Origin of the sequence: Ochrobactrum sp. Q0168, from assembly GCF_016427605.1 — a bacterium.
GTDB lineage: Bacteria > Pseudomonadota > Alphaproteobacteria > Rhizobiales > Rhizobiaceae > Brucella.
Map to the genome: position 1 here is coordinate 699,416 of NZ_JAELXQ010000001.1, position 25,445 is coordinate 724,860.

The window sequence follows — 25,445 nt, forward strand, 5'->3', positions numbered from 1 at the left end:
TTTCGGCAACAGATCAGGCCATATGCGCCAGCACTGCAAGCAGCAGAAGCGCCACGATATTGGTGATCTTGATTGCCGGGTTGACGGCAGGACCGGCAGTATCCTTGTAGGGATCACCCACCGTATCACCCGTCACGGAAGCCTTATGCGCTTCCGAACCTTTCAGGTGTTTCACGCCATCGGCATCCGTAAAGCCATCCTCGAAGCTCTTCTTGGCGTTGTCCCATGCGCCGCCACCGGAAGTCATGGAAATGGCCACGAACAGCCCGTTGACGATGACGCCGAGCAGCGAAGCGCCAAGCGCTGCAAAGGCCGCAGCCTTGGAGCCCGAAATCAGCAGCACGCCGAAATAGACGACCAGCGGCGCCAGCACAGGCAGAAGCGACGGAATGATCATTTCGCGGATTGCCGCTTTGGTCAGAAGATCGACCGCGCGGGCATAATCCGGGCGTTCCTTGCCGGTCATGATGCCCGGCTTCTCCTTGAACTGGCGGCGAACTTCCTGCACCACGGCCCCGCCTGCGCGGCCCACAGCCGTCATGGCCATGCCGCCGAACAGATAAGGAATAAGGCCCCCGAAGATCAGACCAGCCACCACATAGGGATTGGACAGATCGAACGAGACCGGCCCCATATCCGCAAAATACGGATAGGTCTGGCCGTTGGCCGCGAAATAAGCCAAGTCGTTGGAATAGGCTGCAAATAGCACCAAAGCGCCCAAACCCGCCGAACCAATGGCATAGCCCTTGGTCACGGCCTTGGTCGTGTTGCCGACCGCATCCAGCGCATCGGTGGACTTGCGCACTTCCGGGTCGAGACCGGCCATTTCCGCAATACCACCGGCATTGTCGGTCACCGGCCCGAAGGCATCGAGCGCCACGATCATTCCGGCAATGCCCAGCATGGCCGTGACCGCAATGGCCGTGCCGAAGAGACCGGCCAACTGATAGGTGCTGATAATGCCGCCAACGATCACGATGGCGGGCAAGGCGGTTGATTCCAGCGAAACAGCAAGGCCCTGAATGACATTCGTGCCATGCCCCGTCACGGAAGCCTGCGCGATGGAATTGACCGGGCGCTTGTTGGTGCCAGTATAGTATTCGGTGATCACCACGATCAGGCCCGTCACGATGAGACCGATCAGACCGCAGATGAAGAGATTCGTGCCGGTAATGACTTTACCGGCCACAGTGCCGATTTCGCCCCAGCCAATCGTTAGCGTGTTGGCAACCCCAAGCCCGATGATGGACAGGAGGCCCGTCACGATCAGGCCCTTATAGAGCGCGCCCATGATGGAGCCGTTGACGCCAAGCTTGACGAAAAACGTACCGGCAATCGAGGTGATCACGCAGGCACCACAGATCAGCAGCGGATAGAGCATGACGCTCGACAACACGTCCGAACCATTGAAGAAGATCGCGCCCAGAACCATGGTCGCAACCACGGTGACGGCGTAAGTCTCGAACAGATCGGCTGCCATACCGGCGCAATCGCCGACATTATCGCCGACATTGTCGGCGATGGTTGCCGGATTGCGTGGATCGTCTTCCGGAATGCCCGCTTCAACCTTGCCGACCAGATCGCCGCCGACATCCGCACCCTTGGTGAAGATACCGCCGCCGAGACGGGCGAAAATCGAAATCAGCGATGCGCCAAAGCCGAGCGCCACCAGCGCATCGATGACCGTGCGATCAGCAGGTGCATAGCCCAGCCAGACGGTGAGAATGAAATAGTAGACGGATACGCCCAGCAGCGCGAGACCGGCCACCAGAAGGCCGGTAACGGCACCGGACTTGAAAGCCATTTCAAGCCCGCCTGCAAGGCTCAAGGAAGCGGCCTGTGCTGTGCGCACATTGGCGCGCACCGAAACATGCATCCCAATAAAGCCTGTGAGGCCGGATAGGACCGCGCCGATCAGAAAGCCGATGGCGGCGCTCAGCGACAGCAAATACCATGCGGCAAGAAACACAACGACGCCGACAATCGCAATCGTGGAATATTGTCGTGTGAGATAGGCCGACGCGCCCTCGCGGATGGCGCCAGCGATTTCCTGCATACGCGGTGTTCCCTGGTCAGCCGCCAGGATCGAACGGATCGACCAGAAGGCGAAAAGAACGGAAACCACGCCGCAGGCAATAACGAGAAGTAAAACTGCCACTCCCACTTGCATAAAGGCCAACTCCTATTGAGTTTGCGCCGGCTACCGTCAGCTTGACCGCAGATAAACATCCGGTACTGGGTAATTAACGGCAGGCATATGCGCATGAAGGCCCGAAAACCCCTCCCCGGGCCGATTAGAGCGGCATGGAAAGCACTTGAAGCCACCACGTCGTACCGGGCTTCAACGGTATAGTTTCATCAGGAACTTATGCCTTTGAATCAATAAATTGGCGAAGTTCCCTTGCAGTCGAGCATTCTCAATGCCGCATGACCAACATGCGAAACGGTTGAACAAACGTCAAGACGTTCTTTGCCAGCATACAATGAAAGAAGGGCTGCGATTTCTCACAGCCCTTCTCGTTTTTACAATCTCTGAAACCGCTCTTAGTGACGCGGCTTGGTCCCACGGCTTTCGCCACGAATGACGAAGGCAAGGCGGTCAAGCACTGCGTTGACGAGCTTGGGCTCGTCTTCGGTGTAGAACGCCTTGGCGATATCGACATATTCCGAGACGATCACGGCGGTCGGCACATCGTTGCGCGAGGTCAGCTCCCATGCACCGGCGCGAAGAATCGCGCGCAGCGTGGAATCGAGACGCGACAGCGGCCAGTCCTCGGTCAACGCCTGATGGATCATCGGATCAAGCTTGAGCTGGCTGTCGACAACACCGGCGACAATAGCGCGGAACCATTGCGGATCGGCATCAAGATATTGCGTGCCGTCCACTTCCTTGCCGAGGCGGAAGGCTTCGTATTCTGCGACCACTTCCATCACGCCCGTACCGGCAACGTCCATCTGGTAGAGCGCCTGCACGGCTGCAAGGCGAGCAACGCCACGCTTGTTCGCCGTGCGCGGCAGGTTCGGTGTCGGGCGACCTTCTGCGGAAGAACTCATAATATTCACGCTCCGAACTTCTTGCGCAGATCAATCATGGTCAGTGCGGCGCGGGCAGCAAAACCGCCCTTGTCCTTGTCAGTACGGCGCGCACGCACCCATGCCTGTTCGTCATTCTCGACGGTCAGAATGCCGTTGCCGATGGCAAGGCTTTCTTCAACGGCCAAATCGGTCAGCGCACGGCAGGATTCGTTAGCAACGATGTCGAAATGATAGGTCTCACCACGGATCACCGTGCCCAGCGCGACATAACCGTCATATTCAGTGCCGTCATTGTCGGCGCCGTCGAGGGCAAAGGAAATGGTTGCCGGAATCTCCAGCGCGCCCGGTACAGTCACGACGTCATAGGTCGCGCCCGCCTCATCAAGGGCTGCCTTTGCGCCATCAAGAAGCGCATCAGCTAGATCGTCGTAGAAACGCGCTTCAACAATAAGCAAATGCGGCGCATGCGCCTCGTGATCGGACATGAGAAACTCCATGACAAATTTTGCGGACCGCAACACCTGCGGTCAACGCTCAAATCGGGATATGCTTTTACAGCCTGGAATTTTAGGCTGTAAGCCTATTTCCGATATTGCGCAAGCCTTGCCGCATAGCGTGCGAGCTGGTCGATCTCGATATTCACCTTGTCGCCAGCTTTTCGCTGGCCCCACGTCGTCACTTCCAGCGAATGGCGGATGAGCAAAACGTCAAATTCATTGCCTTTCACACCATTGACCGTAAGCGACGTGCCGTCCAGTGCTACCGAACCTTTCTGGGCGATGAATGGCGCCAGTTCTTCCGGAGCGCGCAGGGTAAAGCGCACCGCGTCGCCCTCGTCCTTGCGCTCAACGATTTCAGCCTGTCCATCAACGTGGCCGGAAACGAGATGCCCGCCCATTTCATCGCCAAGCTTCAGCGAGCGTTCCAGATTGATATTGGTTCCATTCTCCCAGGTGGAGATGGTGGTCAAACGCAGGGCTTCTTCCCATGCTTCGACCTCGAACCAACGGGCATTGGTGCCCTTCTCCGGCAGCGCAACGACCGTCAGGCAAACACCGGAACACGCAATCGATGCACCAAGCTCGATGGTTTCAGGATCGTAGACAGTTTCGATACGCAGCAACACGCCTTCATTCAGCGGCTTGATCCGGTCAACCTTGCCGATATCGGTAATTATGCCTGTGAACATCAAGACTTCCTTACATATTCCACAAAGGCATCGTCGCCGTAACGCGCCTGTCTGAGAATTTTGAATTCTTCTGCGATATGGGTTTCAAGACCGGGCACGGCAACCCCATCGGCAGTACCAATTTCTATTGGTGAGCGAAAGGTGATCAGGCGGTCAACTAGCTTTTCATTCAGAAAGCTCTTGGCTATGCCCGCGCCGCCCTCCACGAGAACAGAACCAATGCCCTGTGCGGCAAGATCGTCCATCAATTCCGGCAAGGCGATCCGGCAGTCATCAGTCTCGGTTGCCAGAATGCGGCACCCCGCCGCCTTCAGTTCGTAGCGCCGTTCCGGCGATGCGTCATCGCTGCAAGCGATCCACAGCGGCTGCGCATCTGCCGATTGAACCAGCTTTGAAGACAGCGGCAACCGCAATCCGCCGTCGAGCACGACGCGGATTGGCGAGCGCTGTTCCAGCCCCGGCAGACGACAGTTCAAAACCGGATCGTCAGCGAGTGCTGTTTCGATACCAATCAGGATAACATCGGTTTGCGACCGTAAGATGTGGGACTGCGCACGCGATACGGGACCGGTAATCGGCACCTGTCCCTCGCCTCTTTTTCCGATCATGCCATCGGCGGAAAGTGCAAGTTTCAGAATCACTTCCGGGCGTTTTCTGGAAGATCGATTCAGGTAGCCTGCCAGATCATTGGCTGCTTTTTCGGCGAGGACGCCCGGCACCACTTCAATGCCCGCTTCCCGCAGGATCGCAAAGCCCTTGCCGCTGACCCGGTCGTCCGGATCGGTGGCCGCGACGACCACGCGGGCAACACCAGCACGCACCAGCGCTTCAGCGCAAGGCGGCGTGCGACCATGATGAGCGCAGGGCTCCAGCGTGACATAGGCCGTTGCGCCCAGCGCCGCCTCGCCTGCATCGGCAAGCGCCTGTGGCTCGGCATGGGGCCTCCCGCCCAGTGCCGTGATGCCGCGCCCGATGATGACACCATCCTTGACGATCAGCGTACCGACGGACGGATTGGTTCCCGTCAGCCCCTTGTGGTGGCGAGCATAACGGATTGTCGCTTCCATGAAGCGGATATCATCCGAGGTCACCTGCGAATGCGGTCGTTCCAGTGCAGTCATGCCTATCTATCCAGATCGTCCTCGGTATCGGGGGCTGCAAGCTCATCAATCACGTTATGGAAATCGACGGCCTTGCTGAAATTGCGATAGACCGATGCAAACCGGATATAGGCGATATCATCCACACCCTTGAGGGCATCCATTGCAAGACGGCCAATCTCGTCGGACGTCACCTCCGCCTCACCCGAACTTTCGAGCTGGCGTACAATCCCGGAAATTGCACGCTCGACGCGCTCGCTGTCGACATCGCGCTTGCGCAGCGCCACTTCGATGGAGCGGGTCAGCTTATCCCGGTCGAAGGGGACGCGGCGTCCGCTTTTCTTCACCACCATCAGATCCCGAAGCTGAACGCGTTCGAAGGTCGTGAATCGCCCGCCGCACACCGAGCAGACACGACGCCTGCGAATAACCGCTCCGTCCTCGGCAGGACGGGAATCCTTCACTTGCGTATCTTCAGATTGGCAATAGGGACAACGCATGGAACACTTTCACTTAACTCTTCGAAGACTGATTCCTATAGATCATAGCTGATCTGCGCCAATCAACCTACCGAATGCGACGCGCCGGATATGACGGACAAAAAAAACCCCGCTCAACAAGGATGAACGGGGCTTTTGATACTCTTCTTTCAGGGACTGATTATCCCTGATAGCCATACATCGGGAAACGGTCGGTCAGCGCGATGACCTTGTCCTTCACGGCCTGTTCGACAGCAGCATTGCCTTCATCGGAATTGGCGACCTTCAGACCGTCGAGAACTTCTGCGATCAGCGAGCCGATCTCCTTGAATTCGGTCACGCCGAAGCCGCGCGTGGTGCCGGCAGGCGTGCCGAGACGAACGCCGGAGGTGACGAACGGCTTTTCAGGGTCGAACGGAATGCCGTTCTTGTTGCAGGTGATGTTGGCGCGGCCGAGAGCGGCTTCCGCGCGCTTGCCCGTTGCATTCTTCGGACGCAGATCGACCAGCATAAGATGGTTGTCGGTGCCGCCGGAGACGATATCGAGGCCATGCGATTTCAGTTCTTCCGAGAGTGCGCGCGCATTGTCGACGACGTTTTTGGCATAGAGCTTGAATTCAGGCTTCAGCGCTTCGCCGAAGGCAACGGCCTTGGCGGCGATGACGTGCATCAGCGGGCCGCCCTGAAGACCGGGGAACACAGCCGAATTGAACTTCTTCGCCAGATCGGCGTCGTTGGTCAGGATCATGCCGCCACGCGGGCCGCGCAGGGACTTGTGCGTCGTCGTCGTGCAGACATGAGCATGCGGGATCGGCGACGGATGCTGGCCACCGGCGACGAGACCCGCAATATGCGCCATATCGACCATGAGGTAAGCGCCAACTTCATCGGCGATCTCGCGGAAACGTTTCCAGTCCCAGATGCGCGAATAAGCGGTGCCGCCAGCGAGAATCAGCTTTGGCTTGTTTTCGCGAGCGAGACGAGCCACTTCGTCCATATCGAGCAGATGGTCGTCCTGTCGGACGCCATAGGACACGACATTGAACCACTTGCCCGACATGTTGACCGGCGAACCATGCGTCAGGTGACCACCCGAATTGAGGTCGAGACCCATGAAGGTATCGCCCGGCTGCAGCAGAGCCAGGAATACGGCCTGATTCATCTGGCTGCCGGAATTCGGCTGAACATTGGCGAATTCGCAGCCGAAAAGCTTCTTGGCGCGTTCGATCGCCAGTTCTTCCACCACGTCCACATACTGGCAGCCGCCATAATAGCGCTTGCCCGGATAGCCTTCGGCGTATTTGTTGGTGAGGATGGAGCCTTGCGCTTCAAGAACAGCGCGCGAGACGATGTTTTCCGAGGCGATCAGCTCGATTTCATGGCGCTGACGACCGAGTTCGTTGCGAATTGCACCGAAAATTTCGGAATCGATGTCCTCGAGGCTTGCATTGAAGAAAGCGTCGGAAAACGCATTCTTGGCGGCGGCGTTGGCTTGAGACATTTTCACACCCTCCGGGTCAGCCGGTAAAAGCTATTGGATGAGGCGCATTATCACACTTGAATGCCCTAGGCCAATGGCCGCAAAGCGAAAAGCATGTTCCAAAATGCGGCAAACCGATTTGATCTTGGATTTGAGACTAAAAAAGCCGCCCCGAATATTCGAGGCGGCTCTTCTTCGGTCGAAAATAACGAAAAATCAGGTGTCGGTGCCAAGCGCCAGCGAAGCGGCGCCGTCCATCTTGTAGATGTCGTCGCGGAACTGAACAACACCGTCGCCCGTCGACCAGGCGGAGATATAGACGAAGTGCAGCGGCACGGGATCTGCAACCTGAATAGGCGTGTTGTTGCCAGAGCGGATCGTTTCTTCGATGTTCTGGCGATCCCAGCCAGCCGTGTTCTTCAAGAGCCATACGTCCAGATCGCGAACATTCTGCACGCGCACGCAGCCCGACGAGTCGAAACGCATGAGCTTATTGAAATAGCTCTTCTGCGGCGTATCATGCATATAGACGGCATACTGATTGTGGAAGTTGATCTTGGTCGAGGACATGGCGTTGATCTTGCCCGGATCCTGACGGAACATCAGCTTCACGGCGTCATCCGTGTTCCAGTCGATGGTTTCGGGTGCAACTTCCTGACCCGACTGATCGTAAAGACGGATCTTGTTCTTAGCCAGATATTGCGGATCTTTCCGCATCAGCGGAATGATATCCTTCTGGATGATCGACTTCGGCGCCGTCCAGTAAGGATTGAGAATGACCTCGTGAATCTTCGAATTGAGGAGCGGTGTCTGGCGATCAATCTTGCCGACAACGGCTGTGTGACGCTGCACGACGCTGCCGTTTTCAACGGCTTCAATCCGCGCGGCGGGAATATTCACCATAACAAAGCGCTGTTCCTGCATACCAGCGCTGACCAGCGGCGAAAGGCGCTGCAAATTGGTCTGGAGTTGGCCAAGACGCGTATTCGCGTCCACATTCATCGCTGCATAGGTGAACTCACCCATCACCCCATCTGCAGGCAGACCATGACGCGACTGGAAACGCCTCACTGCGGCATCAACATAGGTGTCGAAAGCATTGGAAAGACCGGCGCCCTGCGGCAGATCACCAGAAACCATCAGACGCTTGCGCAAGTACTGCACCGACTGGTCGTTCGCGCCAAGCTGCAGCTTTGCATTGCCCGGAACTGTCGGCCAGCCACCGCGACCGGCAATATCGGTATATTGTGCGATAGCGCCTTGAAGATTGCCGATGGTCTGCTGGCTCAGCACCGGCTGGTTGGTCGCAACCTTCTGGCCGCCTGTCGCGCGCGCATCGAACTGGTCATCCCAGTTACCGCGCCGCGGCGACGCGAGCACATCGTTAAAAGCCTGTTGCGCAAAGGACGAGGTTGCAAAAGCCGTGGCTGCCACTGAAAGGCCGGCTGTTGCAGCTCCGCGCAGGAAGCGGCGGCGGTCTACGTTGAAAGCTTCGGCATTCTTGTCTGTTGGCTTGGTCATTTGCTTAGTCCCAAAAAGGCACGCCGCTCATAGATCAATGTCGGCGGCAGTCGTCCGAGAATATCAGCAACAGGACATCAAGGCGATAGGCGACCCGCAAACATGCGCGCCCGCTTATATCTCCCGACCTGTTGGAAGATGGCACATTCTTGCCCGTGCAGTCTTGAGAACTGCTTATGTCGGTTTTTATGGCTTAATCATGTCGCGCGGCCCGGTTTGCAAGCCGCGCACGTCAAGATCGAAGCATAATTGCCATTCCGCATCAGCAAATGCAGGTCTATTGTGTCCGTTCTGCAACAAACTTGCCGGAACACCGGTCGATTTATCAGAGACGATAAGCGATGCTGTCGTTCCAGAAGCGGTCGAGGCGCTGCAAGGACTTGTTCATCGCCATGAATTCTTCAACCTGAATTCCGCCGACCTGTTCGATGGACAGGACGTGCCGTTCATAAAGAGCCGCGACCTGATTGGCGATCTCATTGCCCTTGTCGGTCAGGCTAACACGCACCGAACGGCGGTCGACACGCGAACGCTGGTGATGAATGAAGCCCATCTCGACAAGCTTCTTGAGGTTGTAGGAAACATTCGAGCCGAGATAATAACCGCGCGAGCGCAGTTCACCGGCGGTCAGTTCCGAATTGCCAATGTTGAAGAGCAACAGCGCCTGCGTCGCGTTGATGTCGAGCTGACCGTTGCGGTCGAACTCGTCCTTCACAACATCGAGCAGGCGGCGATGGAGACGCTCCACCAGCTGAAGAGCTTCCAGATACAGGCTGCGGAGTGCGGCTTCCGGAGCATAGAGCGGAGCGTCGATCTTGCGCTGAGCATTCATCATTGTCTTTGCCTCTCTGTCGGAGCCGCATTCGGGAAATCCTCGATGCAGCTCTCTTCCTGTTTTAATGCAGCGATGTTTCTCGCTGTCTTGAGAGGACTTTAGGGGAGATGCATAAAATTCGACTTAAAAGTCAGACTTAACAGTAGCTTACCGAGAGGAATGCAAATTCAGGCTTAATGTTTACTTACCCACTCCCGCGATCAGGCGGAAATGCTGGCCTTTGCCTGCCGCCGCTTCTCCAGAACCAGCAGCACGCGGAACGCGATATAAATGACGATGCACAGCGCATTGAATGTGACCGTCAACGGTCTGCTTTCAAAGTTCCGATCAAAGACCGAATAGATGCTGATCTCGCCGACTGCGGCGACAAACCAAAGCACCGGACCCCAGGTCGCCCGCATCCAGAGACCCGTTGCAGCAACAGGCATTAACACTGCCAGCGCGACAACGGCGGTCTGCCACATCCATGGCATCAGATCGAACCGCCAGAGCAACCCCGGATGAATGCCGATGAGCCGCACCCAATAGAAAACGCCGCTTGCAAGCGCAGTCAGCGCCAGCAATCGAATGAACCATGTAAATGTCCATTCAAGGCCGGTCGGTTGCGTGTGCTGGCGCAGCTCATCCATATGCATCAGCAATTCCTCATGAGAACGTCAGTTCCTTTTCGCCAAGATTGACGAAATAGGCGTTTACCTGTTCCGGTTTCACATCCTCGATGGAAGCCGGCTGCCAGGATGGAGCGCCATCCTTGTCGATCAGCAGCGCCCGCACACCTTCATAGAAGTCGTGCGCTTCAAGCATCCGGCTGGCAATGCGGTATTCCATGCGCATGCAATCATCGAGGTTGAGCGGGCGTCCGTCGGCGATCTGCCGGAAGGTCACCGCCACGCTGGTTGGCGAGCGCGTTGCAATCACGTTCAGTATATCTGTCGCCGGTTTGCTGCCCGAAGCAGCCGCCTTGTCCAGCAAGGCCAGGCAATCTGCAAGCGTCGCGCCGGAAAAGCACTCATTGATCACATGCCGCGTTTCGGCAGATGTTTCGAAATCCGGATATTGGCTACGGGTCAGAGCCGCGTCGATATCCGCCGATGCGATGAGATCGTCGCGCACGTCATTGAGATCGCTGGCCGCAACCGCATGGGTGGCAATGCCGCTCTGGAGACAATCGCCCCAGCGAATGCGGTTGCCCGTCAAGGCGAGATAATAGCCGAAATTGTCGTGGAGATGCGGCAGGAATGCGCTTCCGCCGACATCGGGAAAGAAGCCGATTCCCGTTTCCGGCATGGCGAACATGGTGTTTTCGGTCACGATACGATGCGAGCCATGCACCGAAATGCCAGCGCCGCCGCCCATGATGATACCGTTGATCAGTGAGATATAGGGCTTGGGAAACCGACCGATGCGGGCATTGAGCCGATATTCATCGCGGAAAAATTCGTAAGCGGGCGTTCCCTCGCGGCCAGACTTGTAGGCAGCAACGACATCGCCACCGGCGCAGAATGCCCTACCTTCACCTTCCAGTATCACGCAGGCGACTTCCGGATCGTTTTCCCAGGCCTGCAATGCGCGGTCGAGCGCCAGAATCATCTTGTGCGTCAGCGCGTTGAGCGCTGCGGTCCGCGTCAGCTTTACAAGACCGGCTTTTCCCTTGCGTTCAAAGCTGATTTCGTCGCCACCGCCAAAGTCAATCTGCATATCTTGTCTCCCGTTCCCCCAAATGGGTAGAAAGTGAGACGCCCCGCGTCAATCCCACACAGGCGCCTACGGGCCAATCTTCTTGGTTTCACCACTTTTCCCGTGATAAACGGTGCGCATCCGAAGTCAGCCCTTTGATTGCATTTGCATCGCGGCTTCCATTCTCGGGAATAATTCAATGAGCGACCGTCAATCCAAATATCTCCCCCCTCATATCGGCAGGCATGTCGATGACGTAACCGGCAGCCGCCGTTTGCGCCGTATGCGCAAGGCCGACTGGTCGCGCAGGCTGGTGCAGGAAACGCAGCTGACGGTGGACGATCTGATCCTGCCATTCTTCCTCACCTACGGGGACGGGGTTTCCGAACCTGTGGAAGCCATGCCGGGTGTGGAGCGCTATTCGGTCGATATGGCGGTGCGCATGGCGGAAAAAGCCGCGAAGCTTGGCATTCCGGCCATTGCCCCCTTCCCGCGCGAAAAGGCGGAAGTGAAGACGGACGACGGCGCCTTTGTCGCCAGCCCCGACAATCTGATCAATCGCGCCGTGCGGGCGATCAAGAAGGAAGTGCCTGAGATCGGCATCATCACCGATGCCGCGCTCGATCCGTTCACCACGCATGGCCATGACGGCATTTTGCGCGACGGCGAGATCGTCAATGACGAATCCGTGGCTATGGTTGTGCGCGGCGCGCTTTCGCAGGCCGAGGCCGGTGCCGATATCATCGCGCCATCCGACATGATGGACGGCCGTATCGGCGCGATCCGTCAAGCGCTGGACGAGAACGGCTTTCATCATATTCCGATCATGTCTTATGCGACGAAATTCGCTTCGGCTTTCTACGGCCCTTATCGCGAAGCCATCGGCACGCAGGGCCTGCTGAAAGGCGACAAGAAAACCTATTACATCGACCCAGCCAATCCGGAAGAAGCGGTGCGCGAAGCCGAACAGGACATCGCGGAAGGCGCGGACATGCTGATGGTCAAGCCCGGCCTGCCCTATCTCGACATCATCCACCGGCTGAAGAGCGAATTCCGCCTGCCGACCTATGCGTATCAGGTGTCGGGCGAATATGCGATGATCAAGGCCGCGGGTATCAATGGCTGGATCGACGAAGAAAAGGTGATGATGGAAAGCCTTCTGGCTTTCAAGCGCGCCGGTTGCGACGGCATCCTCACCTATTTCGCGATTGAGGTCGCCGAAAAGCTGAAACAGCACGGTTAAGCTGACAGGGTGCCTGCGCTTTCTCTGGCAGCTTCCTTGAAACGGCCCACTTCATTTACCATGTTGGTAGCGTTGCGCCTGGAAGGCGGAGCGACGCCGGATATTGTCTGTCTCCGGTTGTCTTTTTAAACGACTGGAAGGAAAAATGTCCGACCATATCCTGCACGGCGAGATCATGGCTCCGCGTTACGACAGCCGAGCTTTCTTCGAAGGCGTGCGTACGCGCCGGATGATGGCTTTTCTCATCGATTATCTCATCGTCTTTCTGCTGTGTATCCCGGCTGCGATCATCATTGCGCTGTTCGGCATATTGACGCTTGGCGTCGGGTGGATGCTTTACGGCATCATGTTCCCCATCGTCGCGCTGATCTATGTGTCCCGCACCATGGGCGGCCCGCAGCAGGCCACAAAGGGCATGCAGATGATGAACATCAAGCTCGTCCGGCTTGAAGGCGGCATGGTGGACCCAATGCTCGCCATCGTCCACTCGGTGCTGTTCTGGGGGCTCAATGTCGTGCTGACGCCTCTGATCCTGCTAGCAACGCTCGTCCTCGACCGCAAGCGCACGGTGCATGATCTGCTGCTGGGCACAGCGGTTATCCGCTCGGATCGTTAAGATCACCCTCAAAGACAGTTTCGTGTTTCCCGACACTAACCGATGTGGAGGGAAACAGACTTAGTTCAACTTAAGATCAAAAAAATTCAGAGCCGGCTGCGCAAAATGCCTATTGACGTTTTGCGCCGTCGGTTCGATCCTTGTCTCGTATCGTGATGGTTTCGGTATTACCATTTCGTGGATATTGAATGACCCATCAACCGCAACAGTCTCCGCAGTTTTTCTTGACGGCACCCTCGCCCTGTCCGTATCTCGACGGGCAGATGGAGCGCAAAGTTTTTACGCATCTGGTTGGCGACAAGGCCAACGAGATCAACGATCTCCTGACACAAGGCGGCTTCCGCCGTTCCCAGAACATCGCCTATCGTCCGGCCTGCGAGCTTTGCCGCGCCTGCGTTTCCGTGCGTATTCTGGCGGGAGAGTTCGAGATGACGCGCAATATGCGCCGCGTCTGGAGCCAGAATCGCGATCTGGTTGGTCGCGTGCACAAGGCGCAACCCAGCACCGAGCAATATGCGCTGTTTCGGGATTATCTCGATGCGCGCCACCGTTCAGGCGGCATGTCGGACATGACCGTGCTCGACTATGCGATGATGGTTGAAGACACCCACGTCAACACGCAGATCATCGAGTATCGCCGTCGCGGCCCCGACAGTTTTATCGATCCAAAGGGCGATGGTGAGCTGATCGCCGTGGCGCTGACCGATGTGATGGCCGATGGCCTTTCCATGGTCTATTCGTTCTTCTCTCCGCACATGCATGACCGTTCGCTCGGCACCTATATGATTCTCGATCATATTGAGCGGGCACGGGCCGCAGGCTTGCCGCATGTCTATCTCGGCTATTGGGTCGAGGGATCGCGCAAGATGCAGTACAAAATCCGCTTCACGCCGCAGGAACATCTCGGCCCTCGTGGCTGGCAGCGGTTTGAAGGGTAGTCAGGAAAACAGCAGCTGATACCGCCTTTTTCATTATGAGCGGTGCGCGGTGTCTGAATCAAAAAGTGCCGGGCCGTGGCGAAAATGGTGATTTCGAGAACCGGAGCGCAGCGTACATTAAAGTACGTGAGCACCGGAAGCGCAGAAATTGCCATTTGCAGTCCGGCATGGCGACTTTTAGATCAGACACCTAGAACTTGCCCGAACGCGGGAATCCCTTCGGGACAACGCGCCCTGCGGAAGCGCGAGCGCCAATCCACTCGACAAGCTCTTCCTTGTTACGGGTAAAGGTCCGTTCTGCCGAATCCTGCCAGGACAGACCTTCGGCAATCGCAAATGTCCGAATATCCGAAACGCCACCATCCTTGTATTTTTGCAGACGGACGCCCTTGCCGCGTGTCATTTCCGGGATTTCCGAAAGCGGGAAGACAACCATCTTGCGGTTTTCGCCGACGACCGCGATGTGATCACCGGAAACACGCGTGCAAATCTTCGCTTCGTCCGGCGCCTTCACATTCATCACCTGCTTGCCCTTGCGGGTATTGGCCACGGCTTCATTCTCCGGAACGATGAAACCATTGCCCTCATGCGAAACAAGCAGCAGCTTTGCCGATGGGTCGTGAACGAAGGCCGTCAGGATGTCCTGATCGTTTTCCATATCGACCAGAATGCGGATCGGTTCGCCATGGCCGCGACCGCCCGGCAGCGTATTTGCGCCGATGGTGAAGAACTTGCCGCCCGTCGTGAAGAACAGAAGCTTGTCAGTCGTTTCCGCATGGAAAGCGAGCTTCAGCTTGTCGCCTTCCTTGAAGGAGAGCGTCGAAAAATCGGCCATATGGCCCTTCATCGCACGCAGCCAGCCCTTTTCGGACACGACAATCGTGACCGGTTCGCGCTCGATCATCGCATTGTGGATGTCTTCCAGATCGTGGGTCGGGGCTTCCGCAAAATTCGTACGACGCTTGCCAAGCTTGGTCGCGGGGCCGAATTTCTCACGCACCGCCTTGATTTCAGCACTGATCTTCTTCCACTGGCGTGTGCCGGAAGCGAGCAAGCCTTCGAGATCGGCCTTTTCAGCAGTCAGATCCTCAAATTCCTTGCGGATCTCGAATTCCTCGAGCTTGCGCAACGAACGCAGACGCATATTGAGGATCGACTCGGCCTGAACATCCGTCAGCTCGAAGGCTCGCATCAATTCCTGCTTCGGCTCGTCTTCCTCGCGGATGATGCGGATGACTTCGTCGAGATTGAGATAGGCAATCAGGAAACCGCCGAGAATTTCCAGACGCCGCTCGATCTCGGCCAGACGATATTGCGAGCGACGAACCAGAACTTCCTTGCGGTGTTCCAGCCATTCGCGCAGCACGCCGCCCAGCGACAGCACATTCGGCACCTTGCCGTGCGACAGCACATTCATGTTGAGCGAAACGCGGCTTTCAAGCTCGGTCAGCTTGAACAGCGATTCCATCAACAGTTCCGGATCGACGGTGCGGTTCTTCGGCTCCAGAACGATGCGGATATCTTCCGCAGATTCATCGCGAATATCGTCAAGCAGCGGCAGCTTCTTGGCCAGCAGCAATTCGGCGATCTTCTCGATCAGGCGCGATTTCTGCACCTGATACGGAATTTCAGTGACGACGATCACCCAGGTGCCGCGATTGCCCTCTTCCTTTTCCCAACGCGCGCGAACGCGGAACGCGCCGCGACCGGTGCGATAGGCTTCGACAATATTGCTATGTTCTTCAACCAGAACACCGCCCGTCGGGAAATCCGGACCGCGCACCTTGGCTTTCAAAAGTGCGGACGGATCGGTTTTCGCCTCGTGCTCGATTTCAGCATATTGCTCCGGCGAGGTGATGAGTTCTTCCACGCCCGCATCCGGATGATTGATCAGGTAAAGCGCCGACGAGCACAGCTCCGCCACATTATGCGGTGGAATATTCGTTGCCATGCCAACTGCAATGCCCGCCGATCCATTGGCGAGCAGGTTCGGGAAAGCGCCCGGCAGAACGATCGGTTCCTCGTCTTCCTCATTATAGGTCGGACGGAAATCGATAGCGTTTTCGGTGATGCCTTCAAGCAGCAGCGTCGCCACTTCGGTCATGCGCGCTTCGGTGTAACGCATGGCGGCGGCATTATCACCGTCGATATTGCCGAAATTGCCCTGCCCGTCGACCAGCGGATAACGCACCGCGAAATCCTGCGCCAGACGCACCAGCGCATCGTAGATCGACGCATCGCCATGCGGGTGGAACTTACCCATCACGTCGCCGACGATACGCGCGCATTTCGCATAGGCCTGATCGGGATTGAGCCGCAGCAGACGCATGGCATGCATGATGCGCCGATGCACCGGCTTCAGACCGTCGCGCACGTCCGGCAGCGCACGATGCATGATCGTGGACAGCGCATAAGCGAGGTAACGTTCCTCAAGGGCCGATTTGAGATCGACCTTTTCGATGTGTTCTTCGCCGTCGCCCGGCGGAATCAGACTTTTTCCCATGTTTCCCAGTACCAAGTGCGCGATTCGTCAGCAAGCGTTGAGGAGAACCAAAGCAGTACATTACAGCGCCATGCGTCAAATATGGCACGCAAACAACGCAGCGGTGTTTGAAATCCACTGCATAATCCACACCACCAAATCAAATCCCGGCGGGCGTCAGTCGCAAATCTGCCGCCATTTACCCACTATAGAGCAGTCGGAAACAGGTTTTCCTATGTTGCAAGCACAGGTTAAGCAAATCGGGTTGTTAAATCAGAAGATTTAAGCCTATGAATGCCGCACTAAAATCAAGAGATCAGGCAGGAGCTTCGAATGCAGGTTTTCGTCAATATCAAGCCAGCGACGCGCATTTTTGCTGCGAGCACAGCGCTTTCGCTGATTTTCGGCAGCGCCGCCATGGCTGCGGATGCCAATGCCGTCGCCGAGCGCCTCAAGGCCCTTTATGCGAAACAGGGCGGCGAACTGAGCTTCGCAAATGTGAAGGCTGACGGTTCGAACATCGTGCTCGAAGGCACCAAGGTCAAGCTCGCCACCCTGTCTCCCAAGGACGTGGAAATCGGCGACGTGACGCTGGAAGATGTTCAGGACGCATCGGATGGCGGTTTCACCATCGGACAGGTTGCTGTTCCCGACCTCACGCTCGACAGCACCGACGGCAAGAACGATCAGGCCTCCATCAAGGGCATGTCGATGCAGAACCTGCAGATTCCGGCCGAATCCGCCAAGGGACCGCTCGACAGCATGGTTCTTTATGACAAGATGAAAATTGAGGAACTGGCTTTCGGTAAGCCAGGCACGGACGGCGCCACGGTGAAGGGCGTCGATGTTTCGCTCGACACGTCGAACAAAGCCGAAAAGATCGGCTACAGCGCCACTGTCGCCAGTATTGACGCCACCTTCGGCAAGGACGAGCAGAACCCGCTGGCCCCGCTTGGGATGAAGAGCCTCCAGGCCGCGGTCAACATGAAAGGCCAGTGGTCGCCGAAGTCGGGCGACGCCACGCTCGACCAGATGGAAGTTCAGGCGCAGGATCTTGGCAAGATCAACATTACCGGCAGCCTCGGCGGTTATGATCTGGCCTTTGTCGAAGCCGTGCAGAAGACGCAGGAAGCGATGACCAAATCGGACGCCGACAAGGACGCCGCCGGTCTTGCCATTCTCGGCCTCGCAGAACAGCTCAACCTCAAGAACCTGACGATCCGCTTCGACGACGCATCGCTGACGGAAAAGCTGCTGACCTATTATGCCAAGCAGCAGGGTTCGGACGCCAAGGCGCTTGGCGAACAGCTGAAGATGATGGTTCCGCTGATGGCCACGCAGCTGAAAAACCCGGAATTCGCGCAGCAGCTGAAGGCGGCATCGGACAAGTATTTTACCGATCCGAAGTCTCTGACGCTGAGCGCCTCGCCTGACCAGCCGGTCACCTTCGCATCGATTGTCGCAACCGCCTCGCTCGATCCAACGAAAATCATCCAGCTGTTGAAGGTCGGCATCGACGCCAATAATTAAAATCGAAAAGGCCCGGTGCACCCACCGGGCTTTTTTCGCGATATGATCCAATAAAAAACCCGGCTCAAGGCCGGGTTTTTTTGTTCTCTGAACAAAGAGCTTAACTCTTTTGAACCGGAGCAAGGCGGATATGGAGATCGCGCAGCTGGGCTGGCGTCACATCCGAAGGCGCGTTCATCAGAAGATCGAGCGCCTGCTGGTTCATCGGGAACAGGGAAATTTCACGCAGGTTCTTTGCACCGACCAGCAGCATGATGACGCGGTCGATACCGGCAGCCATCCCGCCATGCGGAGGCGCGCCGTACTGGAACGCACGGTAGAGACCGCCGAAACGCTCTTCCACGTCCTGCTGGCTGAGACCAACCTTTTCAAAGGCCTTGACCATGACGTCAGGCAGCTGGTTGCGGATCGATCCCGAAGCAATTTCAAAGCCGTTGCAGACGAGATCGTACTGATAGGCCTTGATGGCGAGCGGGTCCTGATTTTCCAGCGCGTCCAGTCCGCCCTGCGGCATGGAGAACGGGTTATGCGCGAAGTCGAGCTTCTTGTTGTCTTCGTCCCATTCGTAGAACGGGAAATCGATGATCCAGGCTAGTTCGAAACGGTCGCGATCCACAAGGTTCAGTTCTTCGCCTGCACGGGTGCGCGCATCGCCGGCGAACTTGTAGAACTTCGACGGCTGGCCAGCCACGAAGAAGCAGGCGTCACCATCGTCGAGGCCCATCTGCAAGCGAATTGCTTCGGTGCGTTCTTCGCCGATGTTCTTCGCAATCGGGCCTGCGCCCTCAAGCTTGTCGCCTTCCTTGCGCCAGAAGATATAGCCGAGACCCGGCTGACCTTCGCTCTGCGCCCAGGAATTCATGCGATCGCAGAATGCGCGGCTACCACCGGTCTTGGCCGGAATGGCCCAGACTTCGACCTTAGGGTCGTTAGCGATCATGTTCGCGAAGACCTTGAAGCCGGAACCAGCGAAATGATCGGTCACAGCCTGCATTTCAATCGGGTTGCGCAGATCCGGCTTGTCCGAACCATAGGTGCGGATCGCATCGTCATAGGCGATACGGCGGAAGGTCTGCGTGACCGGCTTGCCTTCGGCAAACTCTTCGAAAATGCCGCGCATGACCGGTTCCATCGTTTCCCAGACTTCTTCCTGGGTCACGAAGCTCATTTCAAGGTCGAGCTGGTAGAATTCGCCCGGCAGGCGATCGGCGCGCGGGTCTTCATCGCGGAAGCAGGGCGCGATCTGGAAGTAACGGTCAAAACCGGCAACCATCAGAAGCTGCTTGTACTGCTGCGGCGCCTGCGGCAGCGCATAGAACTTGCCTTCATGGATGCGGCTCGGCACGAGGAAGTCGCGCGCGCCTTCCGGCGACGAGGCCGTCAGGATCGGCGTGGTGAACTCGTTGAAGCCGATTTCGGTCATGCGGCGACGCATCGCGGCAATGATCTTGGTGCGGCTCATGATGTTCTTGTGCAGCGTTTCGCGGCGCAGATCGAGGAAGCGGTATTTCAAGCGGATATCTTCCGGATAATCCGGCTCGCCAAAGACAGGCAGCGGCAGTTCCTTGGCTGCGGCCAGAACTTCGATCTCGGTCGCGAAGATTTCGACTTCGCCGGTCGGCAGGTTCGCATTGACCGCATCACCTGCGCGGGCCTTCACTTCACCATCGACGCGGATGACCCACTCGCCGCGAACCGTTTCGGCAACCTTGAAAGCGGGCGAATCGGGATCGGCCACAATCTGGGTAATGCCGTAATGATCGCGAAGATCGATGAAGAGAATGCCGCCATGGTCACGGACGCGGTGAACCCAGCCGGACAGACGAACGTTCGAACCGACGTCCGTTTTGCGAAGGGCTGCGCAGGTATGGCTGCGGTAACGGTGCATGATTTCTGCCTTTTGGTAAGATAAGTCAGTGCAGGCAAAGCGCTGCAAATTCTGGCGGAAAAGCGCATTTTGACCGGGTTTTGTCAAGTCTGCACTCTCTACAAGTGTCGCGGTTCCGACCGCATGACGTAACGTATCGACAAAAAACACGATTTGCACTTGTTATGCTACGGCTTTTGCGCATTCTTTCGGGACAACCAGCGTCGCTTTGTCTGAATGCAGCTCGCATTTCCAGACGCAAAACCGCTTCACACTTTTGCTGGAAATGCTCTAGAAGAAAAACATGCAACTCATCACGACCACCGAGGCCCTTGAAGAGGCCGTATCCGCCCTGTCCAAGTCAGATTTCGTCACTGTCGACACGGAGTTCATCCGCGAAACGACTTTCTGGCCGGAATTGTGCCTTATCCAGATGGCTTCGCCGGATCACACCGCACTGGTGGATGCCCTTGCGCCCGATCTCGACCTTGCACCTTTCTTCCGGCTGATGGCCGACGAGAAGATCGTCAAGGTTTTCCATGCCGCACGGCAGGATATCGAAATCGTGTTCCATCTTGGCGACCTCATCCCCTCGCCTGTCTTCGACAGTCAGGTCGCGGCGATGGTCTGCGGTTTCGGCGATGCGATTTCCTACGACCAGTTGGTTCAGAAAGTCACCGGCAAGCATCTCGACAAGTCGTCCCGCTTTACCGACTGGCGCAGACGCCCACTGTCGGACAAGCAGCTCGACTACGCGCTGGCCGATGTCACCTATCTGCGCGACATCTATCTTTACCTCAAGGAAGAGCTTGAGAAGGAAGAGCGCAGCGAGTGGGTGAATGAGGAAATGGCGGTTCTGACCGCCCGTGAGACCTATGATCTGCATCCGGACGACGCATGGCGGCGTGTGAAGGCCCGCGTGCGCAAGCCGATCGAACTGGCCATCATGCAGTCCGTCGCCGCATGGCGCGAACGGGAAGCGCGCGAACGCAATGTGCCGCGCGGCCGCATCATCAAGGACGACACGATTGCCGAAATCGCGCAGCAGCAGCCGCGCGATGCCGAGGCGCTCGGTCGTCTGCGCTCGATCCCCAAGGGTTGGGAGCGCTCAGCACAGGCTGCCGGTCTGGTGGCGGCAATCCAGTCAGCGCTTGCTATTCCGAAGGAAGACTTGCCGAAGCTGCCAAAGCCGTCGCATTCGCCGGAAGGTAGTGCTGCCGCTGCCGATATTCTGAAAGTTCTGCTGAAGCTGGTCACCGAAGAGCACGGCGTTGCCGCCAAGATCGTCGCCAGCTCGGACGATATCGACAAGATTGCAGCCGAAGGTGAGGAAGCGAAAGTACCAGCCTTGCAGGGCTGGCGTCGCGAAGTGTTCGGTCAGAAGGCCCTGGACCTGATCGACGGCAAGATCGGCATCAAGTTCGAGAACCGTCGTATACGCGCAGTGGAATTAGGGGAGTAAGGGAGTAGGGGAATAGGTGAACAGGGCTATATAAACATACTCCCCTATTCCCTTACTCCCTTATTCCCCTCCCTTTTCGCCTATCGCAAAATACAGGTTCTTGCCCGTCAACTTGGCAAGCTGCTGCAAGCGGCCTTCCGGGCGGTCCGACACAAGATCGGCCAGATCGCTCGGAACAACCAGCGCGATGCCGTTTTCTTCCTCGCGCCAGTAAAGCCGCGGGATAACACCCGGCATGGACGCCGAGAGAAGATAGACAACTCGCAGCAGAGCACCGAGCAGTTTTGCCCTTTCGCGCAGACGCGGCGTGGCGAGCTGCACGATTTCCGGCGCAATCTCGTCTTCGATCAGCCCTTCATGGCGGTAGTAATTGGCCAGCGCCATATAGGAGCGCCCCGGATGATCAATGCCGCCAAACGAGCCGTGAGCAATGATATTCAGCGCCTGCGAACCGCGATAATCGGGATGCGCACGCCAGCTGATATCCGCCACGAGACAGGCAGCCTCGCGATAGCGCGCCTCATCCTCGGTCTCATCAAAGCCAAGCTGCTGCAATGAAAGCGTCGTCCAGACCGCCAGCTCGCGGGCATGGCGTGGCGAGCGCGAGCGCAGGATCGCCAGTTCTTCCGCAGAAGCCAGCAATGGGTCGAGTTTCTGTTCGTTCTTCGGCAACAGCGAATAGAGATAGCCTTCGCGCACGCCCAATGCCGAGAAGACGATCTTCGACGGCTTCATGCGGCGAATGGTTTCCAGCATCACGGTCGCACCATAGGACAGAAGCTGGCGACGGTTTTTCGATACCGCCTCGATGCCGCGCATCGTGTCGATATTGCCCTTGGCGACGCGCTTGAGAAAACTCTGCGCCTCGACCGGGTCCATCTCGTAACCATGCATGACCAGCAGCGGATAATGCTTGGCGGTCATATGCAGCTTGGCAAGGTTACGCCATGTGCCGCCCACCGCATAGAAGACCTGCCCCTGATGCATTTCAAGGAGGGTCGCCTTTGCAAGCTCCGTGCGTGTGATCTTCGCAGCCTCTGTCAGCTTTTCGTCGGCCATGTCCTGAAGGCGCAAGCCCCCGAGCGGCAAGGTGATGCCCTCGCCGATATCGTGATCATTGACGGCCACGAGTTCGAGACTGCCGCCGCCGAGATCGCCCGCGACGCCGCAAGGTTTGTGGAACCCGGAAATGATACCGAGCGCCGAATAATAGGCTTCTTCCTTACCGGACAGAACTTCGATGTGCCGCCCGAGAATGGCCTCGGCCTGCGCGATGAAATCAGGTCCGTTCTTTGCTTCGCGTGCGGCAGCCGTCGCCAGCGCGTGCACGGAAACCGCGCCCGCCTGTTCGGCCAGCGCACGGAAGCGCCGCAAGGCGCGCAGTGCGATATCGACAGACTTGTCGTTGAGCCGGCCAGTCTTGGCCAGTCCCTTGCCAAGACCGCAAAGGAGTTTTTCGTTGAAAAGCACCGTCGGTGAACGGACGATGCCTTCGTAAATGACGAGACGGATCGAATTCGAGCCGATGTCAATGACCCCGATGGGCTTGAGACCCTTCAGACGGCCTTGTGCTATAGCTGGACTCATGCAGTCGTTTTTCTTTCCGCCTGTGCACGCTTACGATGTGCGATCAGACGGGGGGCCGAAGACTTCAGCGACTTTCCGCGACCCGACAGGCTGGGATTGGTCATGAAATATTCCTGCGCGTTGAAAGCTTCCTCTCCTTCTTCTTTTTCTATCCGGCGAGAGGTGCCGTCCGCAAGTAGCTGATAGCTCTGTTGGTTATCAATTATGTTGGCAAACATGATTTGTGACAGGATTTGCTGGTGCACTGTTGCATTGGTGATGGGCACCAGCGTCTCCACGCGACGGTCTAGATTGCGCGGCATCATGTCGGCAGAACCGATATAGACAATGGCTTTGTCTGAGGGCAGATCATGCCCGTTTCCGAAGCAGAAAACGCGGCTATGCTCAAGAAAACGCCCGACAATCGACTTGGCGCGGATATTGTCCGATAGGCCCGGAACGCCCGGGCGCAGACAGCAGATGCCACGCACGACCAGCTCGATGTGAACGCCCGCCTGACTTGCCCTATAAAGCGCATCAATAATCTGTGGATCGACCAGCGAGTTCATCTTCATCCAGATCGCCGCCGGTCGACCGGCCTTCGCATGCGCCACTTCATCCTCGATGTGCCTGAGGATGCGCGCGCGCAAGGTGAAGGGCGAAATGGCGATTTTCATTTCTTCGGCAGGCTGCGCATAGCCGGTGATGAAATTGAAGATATGCGCCACATCGCGGGCAATATCCGCATCCGAGGTGAAGAAGGATAGATCCGTATAAATGCGCGCGGTGATCGGATGATAATTGCCGGTGCCCAGATGCACGTAAGAGCGCAGCTTCTGGTCTTCGCGGCGCACGACAAGCGACATTTTCGCATGGGTTTTCAACTCGATGAAGCCGAACACCACCTGCACGCCCGCGCGTTCGAGATCGCGCGCCCAGCGAATATTGGCTTCTTCATCGAAGCGCGCCTTCAGCTCGACCAGCGCCGTCACCGACTTGCCCGCTTCAGCCGCATCGACCAGCGCACGCACGATCGGGCTGTCGTTGGAAGTGCGGTAGAGCGTCTGCTTGATGGCCAGCACATCCGGGTCCGCCGCCGCCTGACGCAGGAATTGCACGACGACATCGAAGGATTCATATGGGTGATGAACCACGATGTCCTTTTCGCGAATCGCGGCGAAGCAATCGCCGCCATGTTCACGGATGCGTTCCGGGAAACGCGGATTATAGGACACGAATTTCAGGTCATCGCGCGGGATCGAGACGATCTCCGAGATCATGTTGAGCGCCAGAAGCCCTTCATGCACGCTGACGCGATTTTCGGATACGCCGAGTTCCGTCGCCACGAAGACGCGCAAGGCTTCCGGCATTTCGCCATCGAATTCGATACGGATCACCTGACCGCGACGGCGGCGTTTCAGCGCCGTTTCGAAGAGACGCACGAGGTCTTCGGCTTCTTCTTCCACCTCAATATCGCTATCGCGAATGATGCGGAACGTGCCTGCGCCGCGCACTTCATAACCGGGGAACAGCCGCCCGATAAACAGACTCACGGCATCCTCAATGGTGATGAAGCGATAGACGTTCTGCTGATCGGTCGGCAGCTGGATGAAACGCTTCAAAGCCACCGGGATGCGCAGCAGCGCCGTCATCGGATGATTGTCGGCGCGCCGCGCCAGCTGCAAGGCAATCGAGAAGCCCAGATTCGGGATGAACGGAAACGGATGCGCCGGATCGATGGAAAGCGGCGTCAGAACGGGGAAAATAGTTTCGAGAAAATGACTTTCCAGCCAGTCCTTCTCCGGCTCCGACAAAGCCGATGGACGAACAATGTCGATATTTTCCTGTACCAGCTCGTCACGAAGGATGCGGAACCGTCCCTGCTGCTCAGCCTGCAAGCGGCCCACTTCATCCAGAACGAAGTCGAGCTGCTCCTGCGGCGTACGACCGTCGGCGCTGCGCAGCGCCACACCGGCGCGAACCTGCGCGGCAAGACCGGCAATGCGCACCATGAAAAACTCATCGAGATTGGTGGCCGAAATGGAGAGAAAACGCAGGCGCTCCAACAAGGGCTGGCGCATATTGGCCGCCTCATCCAGAACACGGCGGTTAAACTGGAGCCAGGAAAACTCGCGATTGACGAAGCGATCAGCGCTGTTCATCAGCTCAGCGATTTCATCTTCATTCAAAGCTTTGTGAGGATCAGGCGCGTTCTGCATATCCGAACCGATTTCGGAGGTGCTGGTCGGTTCCGCGGTCATCTTAAGAGTCCCACTTTGGGTTTCACTGGCCAACGCACTGTTTTCGCTCATTTTTCCTAATCCGGCATTTGCCGGAACCAACCGGCGCATCGTAAAGCCTATGGCTGTCACATGACAGTTTGATAGCAAATCACTTAAATATCCCTAGAATTGATGAAAACGC

20 protein-coding genes are annotated in these 25,445 nt (G+C 57.3%); 5 read left to right on the top strand and 15 right to left on the bottom strand.

The genetic code is table 11. From position 1 onward, the window contains the following. Positions 1–13: 13 nt before the first annotated feature. The 11 genes from JAU75_RS03390 to JAU75_RS03440 all read right to left on the bottom strand — a co-directional run bounded on the left by JAU75_RS03390 (position 14) and on the right by JAU75_RS03440 (position 11,338). Positions 14–2,170 (bottom strand): sodium-translocating pyrophosphatase, encoded by a 2,157-nt coding sequence (locus JAU75_RS03390; RefSeq protein WP_199054559.1) that lies wholly within the window; start codon positions 2,168–2,170, stop codon positions 14–16. Positions 2,171–2,544: 374 nt separating this feature from the next. Beyond that, positions 2,545–3,054: a transcription antitermination factor NusB gene (gene nusB / locus JAU75_RS03395; protein WP_109368732.1), complete on the bottom strand. Its 510-nt coding sequence runs from the start codon at positions 3,052–3,054 to the stop codon at positions 2,545–2,547. 5 nt (positions 3,055–3,059) lie between these two features. Then, positions 3,060–3,521 carry a 6,7-dimethyl-8-ribityllumazine synthase gene (locus JAU75_RS03400; protein WP_199054561.1) on the bottom strand — a complete coding sequence of 154 codons (462 nt, stop codon included), beginning with the start codon at positions 3,519–3,521 and terminating at the stop codon, positions 3,060–3,062. A gap of 95 nt (positions 3,522–3,616) precedes the next feature. Then, entirely contained in the window at positions 3,617–4,225 is a 609-nt protein-coding gene (locus JAU75_RS03405; protein WP_078340504.1) for a riboflavin synthase, read from the bottom strand. Further along, positions 4,225–5,346, bottom strand: coding sequence for a bifunctional diaminohydroxyphosphoribosylaminopyrimidine deaminase/5-amino-6-(5-phosphoribosylamino)uracil reductase RibD (gene ribD, locus JAU75_RS03410; RefSeq protein ID WP_199054563.1), 1,122 nt, complete (start codon positions 5,344–5,346; stop codon positions 4,225–4,227). Before ribD ends, JAU75_RS03405 begins: the two co-directional genes overlap by 1 nt. Positions 5,347–5,348: 2 nt before the next feature. Next, the gene (gene nrdR / locus JAU75_RS03415) at positions 5,349–5,825 is read right to left on the bottom strand and encodes a transcriptional regulator NrdR (protein ID WP_199054565.1); all 477 of its coding nucleotides are present in this window, start codon (positions 5,823–5,825) and stop codon (positions 5,349–5,351) included. Positions 5,826–5,985: 160 nt separating this feature from the next. Then, the gene (gene glyA / locus JAU75_RS03420) at positions 5,986–7,305 is read right to left on the bottom strand and encodes a serine hydroxymethyltransferase (protein ID WP_199054567.1); all 1,320 of its coding nucleotides are present in this window, start codon (positions 7,303–7,305) and stop codon (positions 5,986–5,988) included. Between the two features lie 195 nt (positions 7,306–7,500). After that, complete coding sequence (locus JAU75_RS03425; RefSeq protein WP_199054569.1) at positions 7,501–8,805, bottom strand: L,D-transpeptidase family protein; 1,305 nt, start codon at positions 8,803–8,805, stop codon at positions 7,501–7,503. Positions 8,806–9,130: 325 nt separating this feature from the next. Further along, positions 9,131–9,640 (bottom strand): transcriptional regulator LdtR, encoded by a 510-nt coding sequence (gene ldtR / locus JAU75_RS03430; RefSeq protein ID WP_078340499.1) that lies wholly within the window; start codon positions 9,638–9,640, stop codon positions 9,131–9,133. Positions 9,641–9,840: 200 nt separating this feature from the next. Then, positions 9,841–10,275 (bottom strand): DUF6163 family protein, encoded by a 435-nt coding sequence (locus JAU75_RS03435; RefSeq protein ID WP_199054571.1) that lies wholly within the window; start codon positions 10,273–10,275, stop codon positions 9,841–9,843. A 10-nt stretch (positions 10,276–10,285) separates the two neighbouring features. Further along, positions 10,286–11,338 carry an enoyl-CoA hydratase/isomerase family protein gene (locus JAU75_RS03440; RefSeq protein WP_199054573.1) on the bottom strand — a complete coding sequence of 351 codons (1,053 nt, stop codon included), beginning with the start codon at positions 11,336–11,338 and terminating at the stop codon, positions 10,286–10,288. A 178-nt stretch (positions 11,339–11,516) separates the two neighbouring features. Between JAU75_RS03440 and hemB the strand changes: the two genes are divergently transcribed. The 3 genes from hemB to JAU75_RS03455 all read left to right on the top strand — a co-directional run bounded on the left by hemB (position 11,517) and on the right by JAU75_RS03455 (position 14,114). Beyond that, positions 11,517–12,560 carry a porphobilinogen synthase gene (gene hemB / locus JAU75_RS03445; protein WP_199054575.1) on the top strand — a complete coding sequence of 348 codons (1,044 nt, stop codon included), beginning with the start codon at positions 11,517–11,519 and terminating at the stop codon, positions 12,558–12,560. 145 nt (positions 12,561–12,705) lie between these two features. After that, positions 12,706–13,176 carry an RDD family protein gene (locus JAU75_RS03450; RefSeq protein WP_199054576.1) on the top strand — a complete coding sequence of 157 codons (471 nt, stop codon included), beginning with the start codon at positions 12,706–12,708 and terminating at the stop codon, positions 13,174–13,176. A gap of 188 nt (positions 13,177–13,364) precedes the next feature. Continuing rightward, entirely contained in the window at positions 13,365–14,114 is a 750-nt protein-coding gene (locus JAU75_RS03455; RefSeq protein WP_109368722.1) for an arginyltransferase, read from the top strand. 190 nt (positions 14,115–14,304) lie between these two features. On the opposite strand, the gene parC is transcribed toward JAU75_RS03455, so the two are convergent. Further along, positions 14,305–16,617, bottom strand: a complete 2,313-nt coding sequence (parC, locus tag JAU75_RS03460) for a DNA topoisomerase IV subunit A (RefSeq protein ID WP_199054580.1) — start codon at positions 16,615–16,617, stop codon at positions 14,305–14,307. Positions 16,618–16,929: 312 nt separating this feature from the next. On the opposite strand from parC, the gene JAU75_RS03465 reads away from it, so the two are divergent. Then, the gene (locus JAU75_RS03465) at positions 16,930–18,126 is read left to right on the top strand and encodes a hypothetical protein (protein ID WP_199054581.1); all 1,197 of its coding nucleotides are present in this window, start codon (positions 16,930–16,932) and stop codon (positions 18,124–18,126) included. 100 nt (positions 18,127–18,226) lie between these two features. Here JAU75_RS03465 and aspS read toward each other — a convergent pair whose 3' ends face one another. Further along, positions 18,227–20,014 (bottom strand): aspartate--tRNA ligase, encoded by a 1,788-nt coding sequence (gene aspS, locus JAU75_RS03470; RefSeq protein WP_199054582.1) that lies wholly within the window; start codon positions 20,012–20,014, stop codon positions 18,227–18,229. A 283-nt stretch (positions 20,015–20,297) separates the two neighbouring features. Between aspS and rnd the strand changes: the two genes are divergently transcribed. Continuing rightward, complete coding sequence (rnd, locus tag JAU75_RS03475) at positions 20,298–21,455, top strand: ribonuclease D (protein ID WP_199054583.1); 1,158 nt, start codon at positions 20,298–20,300, stop codon at positions 21,453–21,455. 60 nt (positions 21,456–21,515) lie between these two features. On the opposite strand, the gene ppx is transcribed toward rnd, so the two are convergent. After that, on the bottom strand, positions 21,516–23,042 hold the full coding sequence (ppx, locus tag JAU75_RS03480; RefSeq protein WP_199054585.1) for an exopolyphosphatase: 1,527 nt from the start codon (positions 23,040–23,042) through the stop codon (positions 21,516–21,518). Further along, on the bottom strand, positions 23,039–25,282 hold the full coding sequence (locus JAU75_RS03485; protein ID WP_371836103.1) for an RNA degradosome polyphosphate kinase: 2,244 nt from the start codon (positions 25,280–25,282) through the stop codon (positions 23,039–23,041). Before JAU75_RS03485 ends, ppx begins: the two co-directional genes overlap by 4 nt. Positions 25,283–25,445 lie beyond the last annotated feature (163 nt).

Bases quoted from the DNA above. Each gene is read 5' to 3' on its own strand.
- JAU75_RS03465 (WP_199054581.1), top strand. From the start codon at position 16,930: ATGCAGGTTTTCGTCAATATCAAGCCAGCGACGCGCATTTTTGCTGCG.
- JAU75_RS03425 (WP_199054569.1), bottom strand. From the start codon at position 8,805: ATGACCAAGCCAACAGACAAGAATGCCGAAGCTTTCAACGTAGACCGC.
- nusB (WP_109368732.1), bottom strand. From the start codon at position 3,054: ATGAGTTCTTCCGCAGAAGGTCGCCCGACACCGAACCTGCCGCGCACG.
- nrdR (WP_199054565.1), bottom strand. From the start codon at position 5,825: ATGCGTTGTCCCTATTGCCAATCTGAAGATACGCAAGTGAAGGATTCC.
- JAU75_RS03450 (WP_199054576.1), top strand. From the start codon at position 12,706: ATGTCCGACCATATCCTGCACGGCGAGATCATGGCTCCGCGTTACGAC.
- parC (WP_199054580.1), bottom strand. From the start codon at position 16,617: ATGGGAAAAAGTCTGATTCCGCCGGGCGACGGCGAAGAACACATCGAA.
- aspS (WP_199054582.1), bottom strand. From the start codon at position 20,014: ATGCACCGTTACCGCAGCCATACCTGCGCAGCCCTTCGCAAAACGGAC.
- glyA (WP_199054567.1), bottom strand. From the start codon at position 7,305: ATGTCTCAAGCCAACGCCGCCGCCAAGAATGCGTTTTCCGACGCTTTC.
- ribD (WP_199054563.1), bottom strand. From the start codon at position 5,346: ATGACTGCACTGGAACGACCGCATTCGCAGGTGACCTCGGATGATATC.
- JAU75_RS03485 (WP_371836103.1), bottom strand. From the start codon at position 25,282: ATGACCGCGGAACCGACCAGCACCTCCGAAATCGGTTCGGATATGCAG.
- JAU75_RS03440 (WP_199054573.1), bottom strand. From the start codon at position 11,338: ATGCAGATTGACTTTGGCGGTGGCGACGAAATCAGCTTTGAACGCAAG.
- JAU75_RS03405 (WP_078340504.1), bottom strand. From the start codon at position 4,225: ATGTTCACAGGCATAATTACCGATATCGGCAAGGTTGACCGGATCAAG.
- JAU75_RS03435 (WP_199054571.1), bottom strand. From the start codon at position 10,275: ATGCATATGGATGAGCTGCGCCAGCACACGCAACCGACCGGCCTTGAA.
- rnd (WP_199054583.1), top strand. From the start codon at position 20,298: ATGCAACTCATCACGACCACCGAGGCCCTTGAAGAGGCCGTATCCGCC.
- ppx (WP_199054585.1), bottom strand. From the start codon at position 23,042: ATGAGTCCAGCTATAGCACAAGGCCGTCTGAAGGGTCTCAAGCCCATC.
- JAU75_RS03400 (WP_199054561.1), bottom strand. From the start codon at position 3,521: ATGTCCGATCACGAGGCGCATGCGCCGCATTTGCTTATTGTTGAAGCG.
- JAU75_RS03455 (WP_109368722.1), top strand. From the start codon at position 13,365: ATGACCCATCAACCGCAACAGTCTCCGCAGTTTTTCTTGACGGCACCC.
- ldtR (WP_078340499.1), bottom strand. From the start codon at position 9,640: ATGATGAATGCTCAGCGCAAGATCGACGCTCCGCTCTATGCTCCGGAA.
- hemB (WP_199054575.1), top strand. From the start codon at position 11,517: ATGAGCGACCGTCAATCCAAATATCTCCCCCCTCATATCGGCAGGCAT.
- JAU75_RS03390 (WP_199054559.1), bottom strand. From the start codon at position 2,170: ATGCAAGTGGGAGTGGCAGTTTTACTTCTCGTTATTGCCTGCGGCGTG.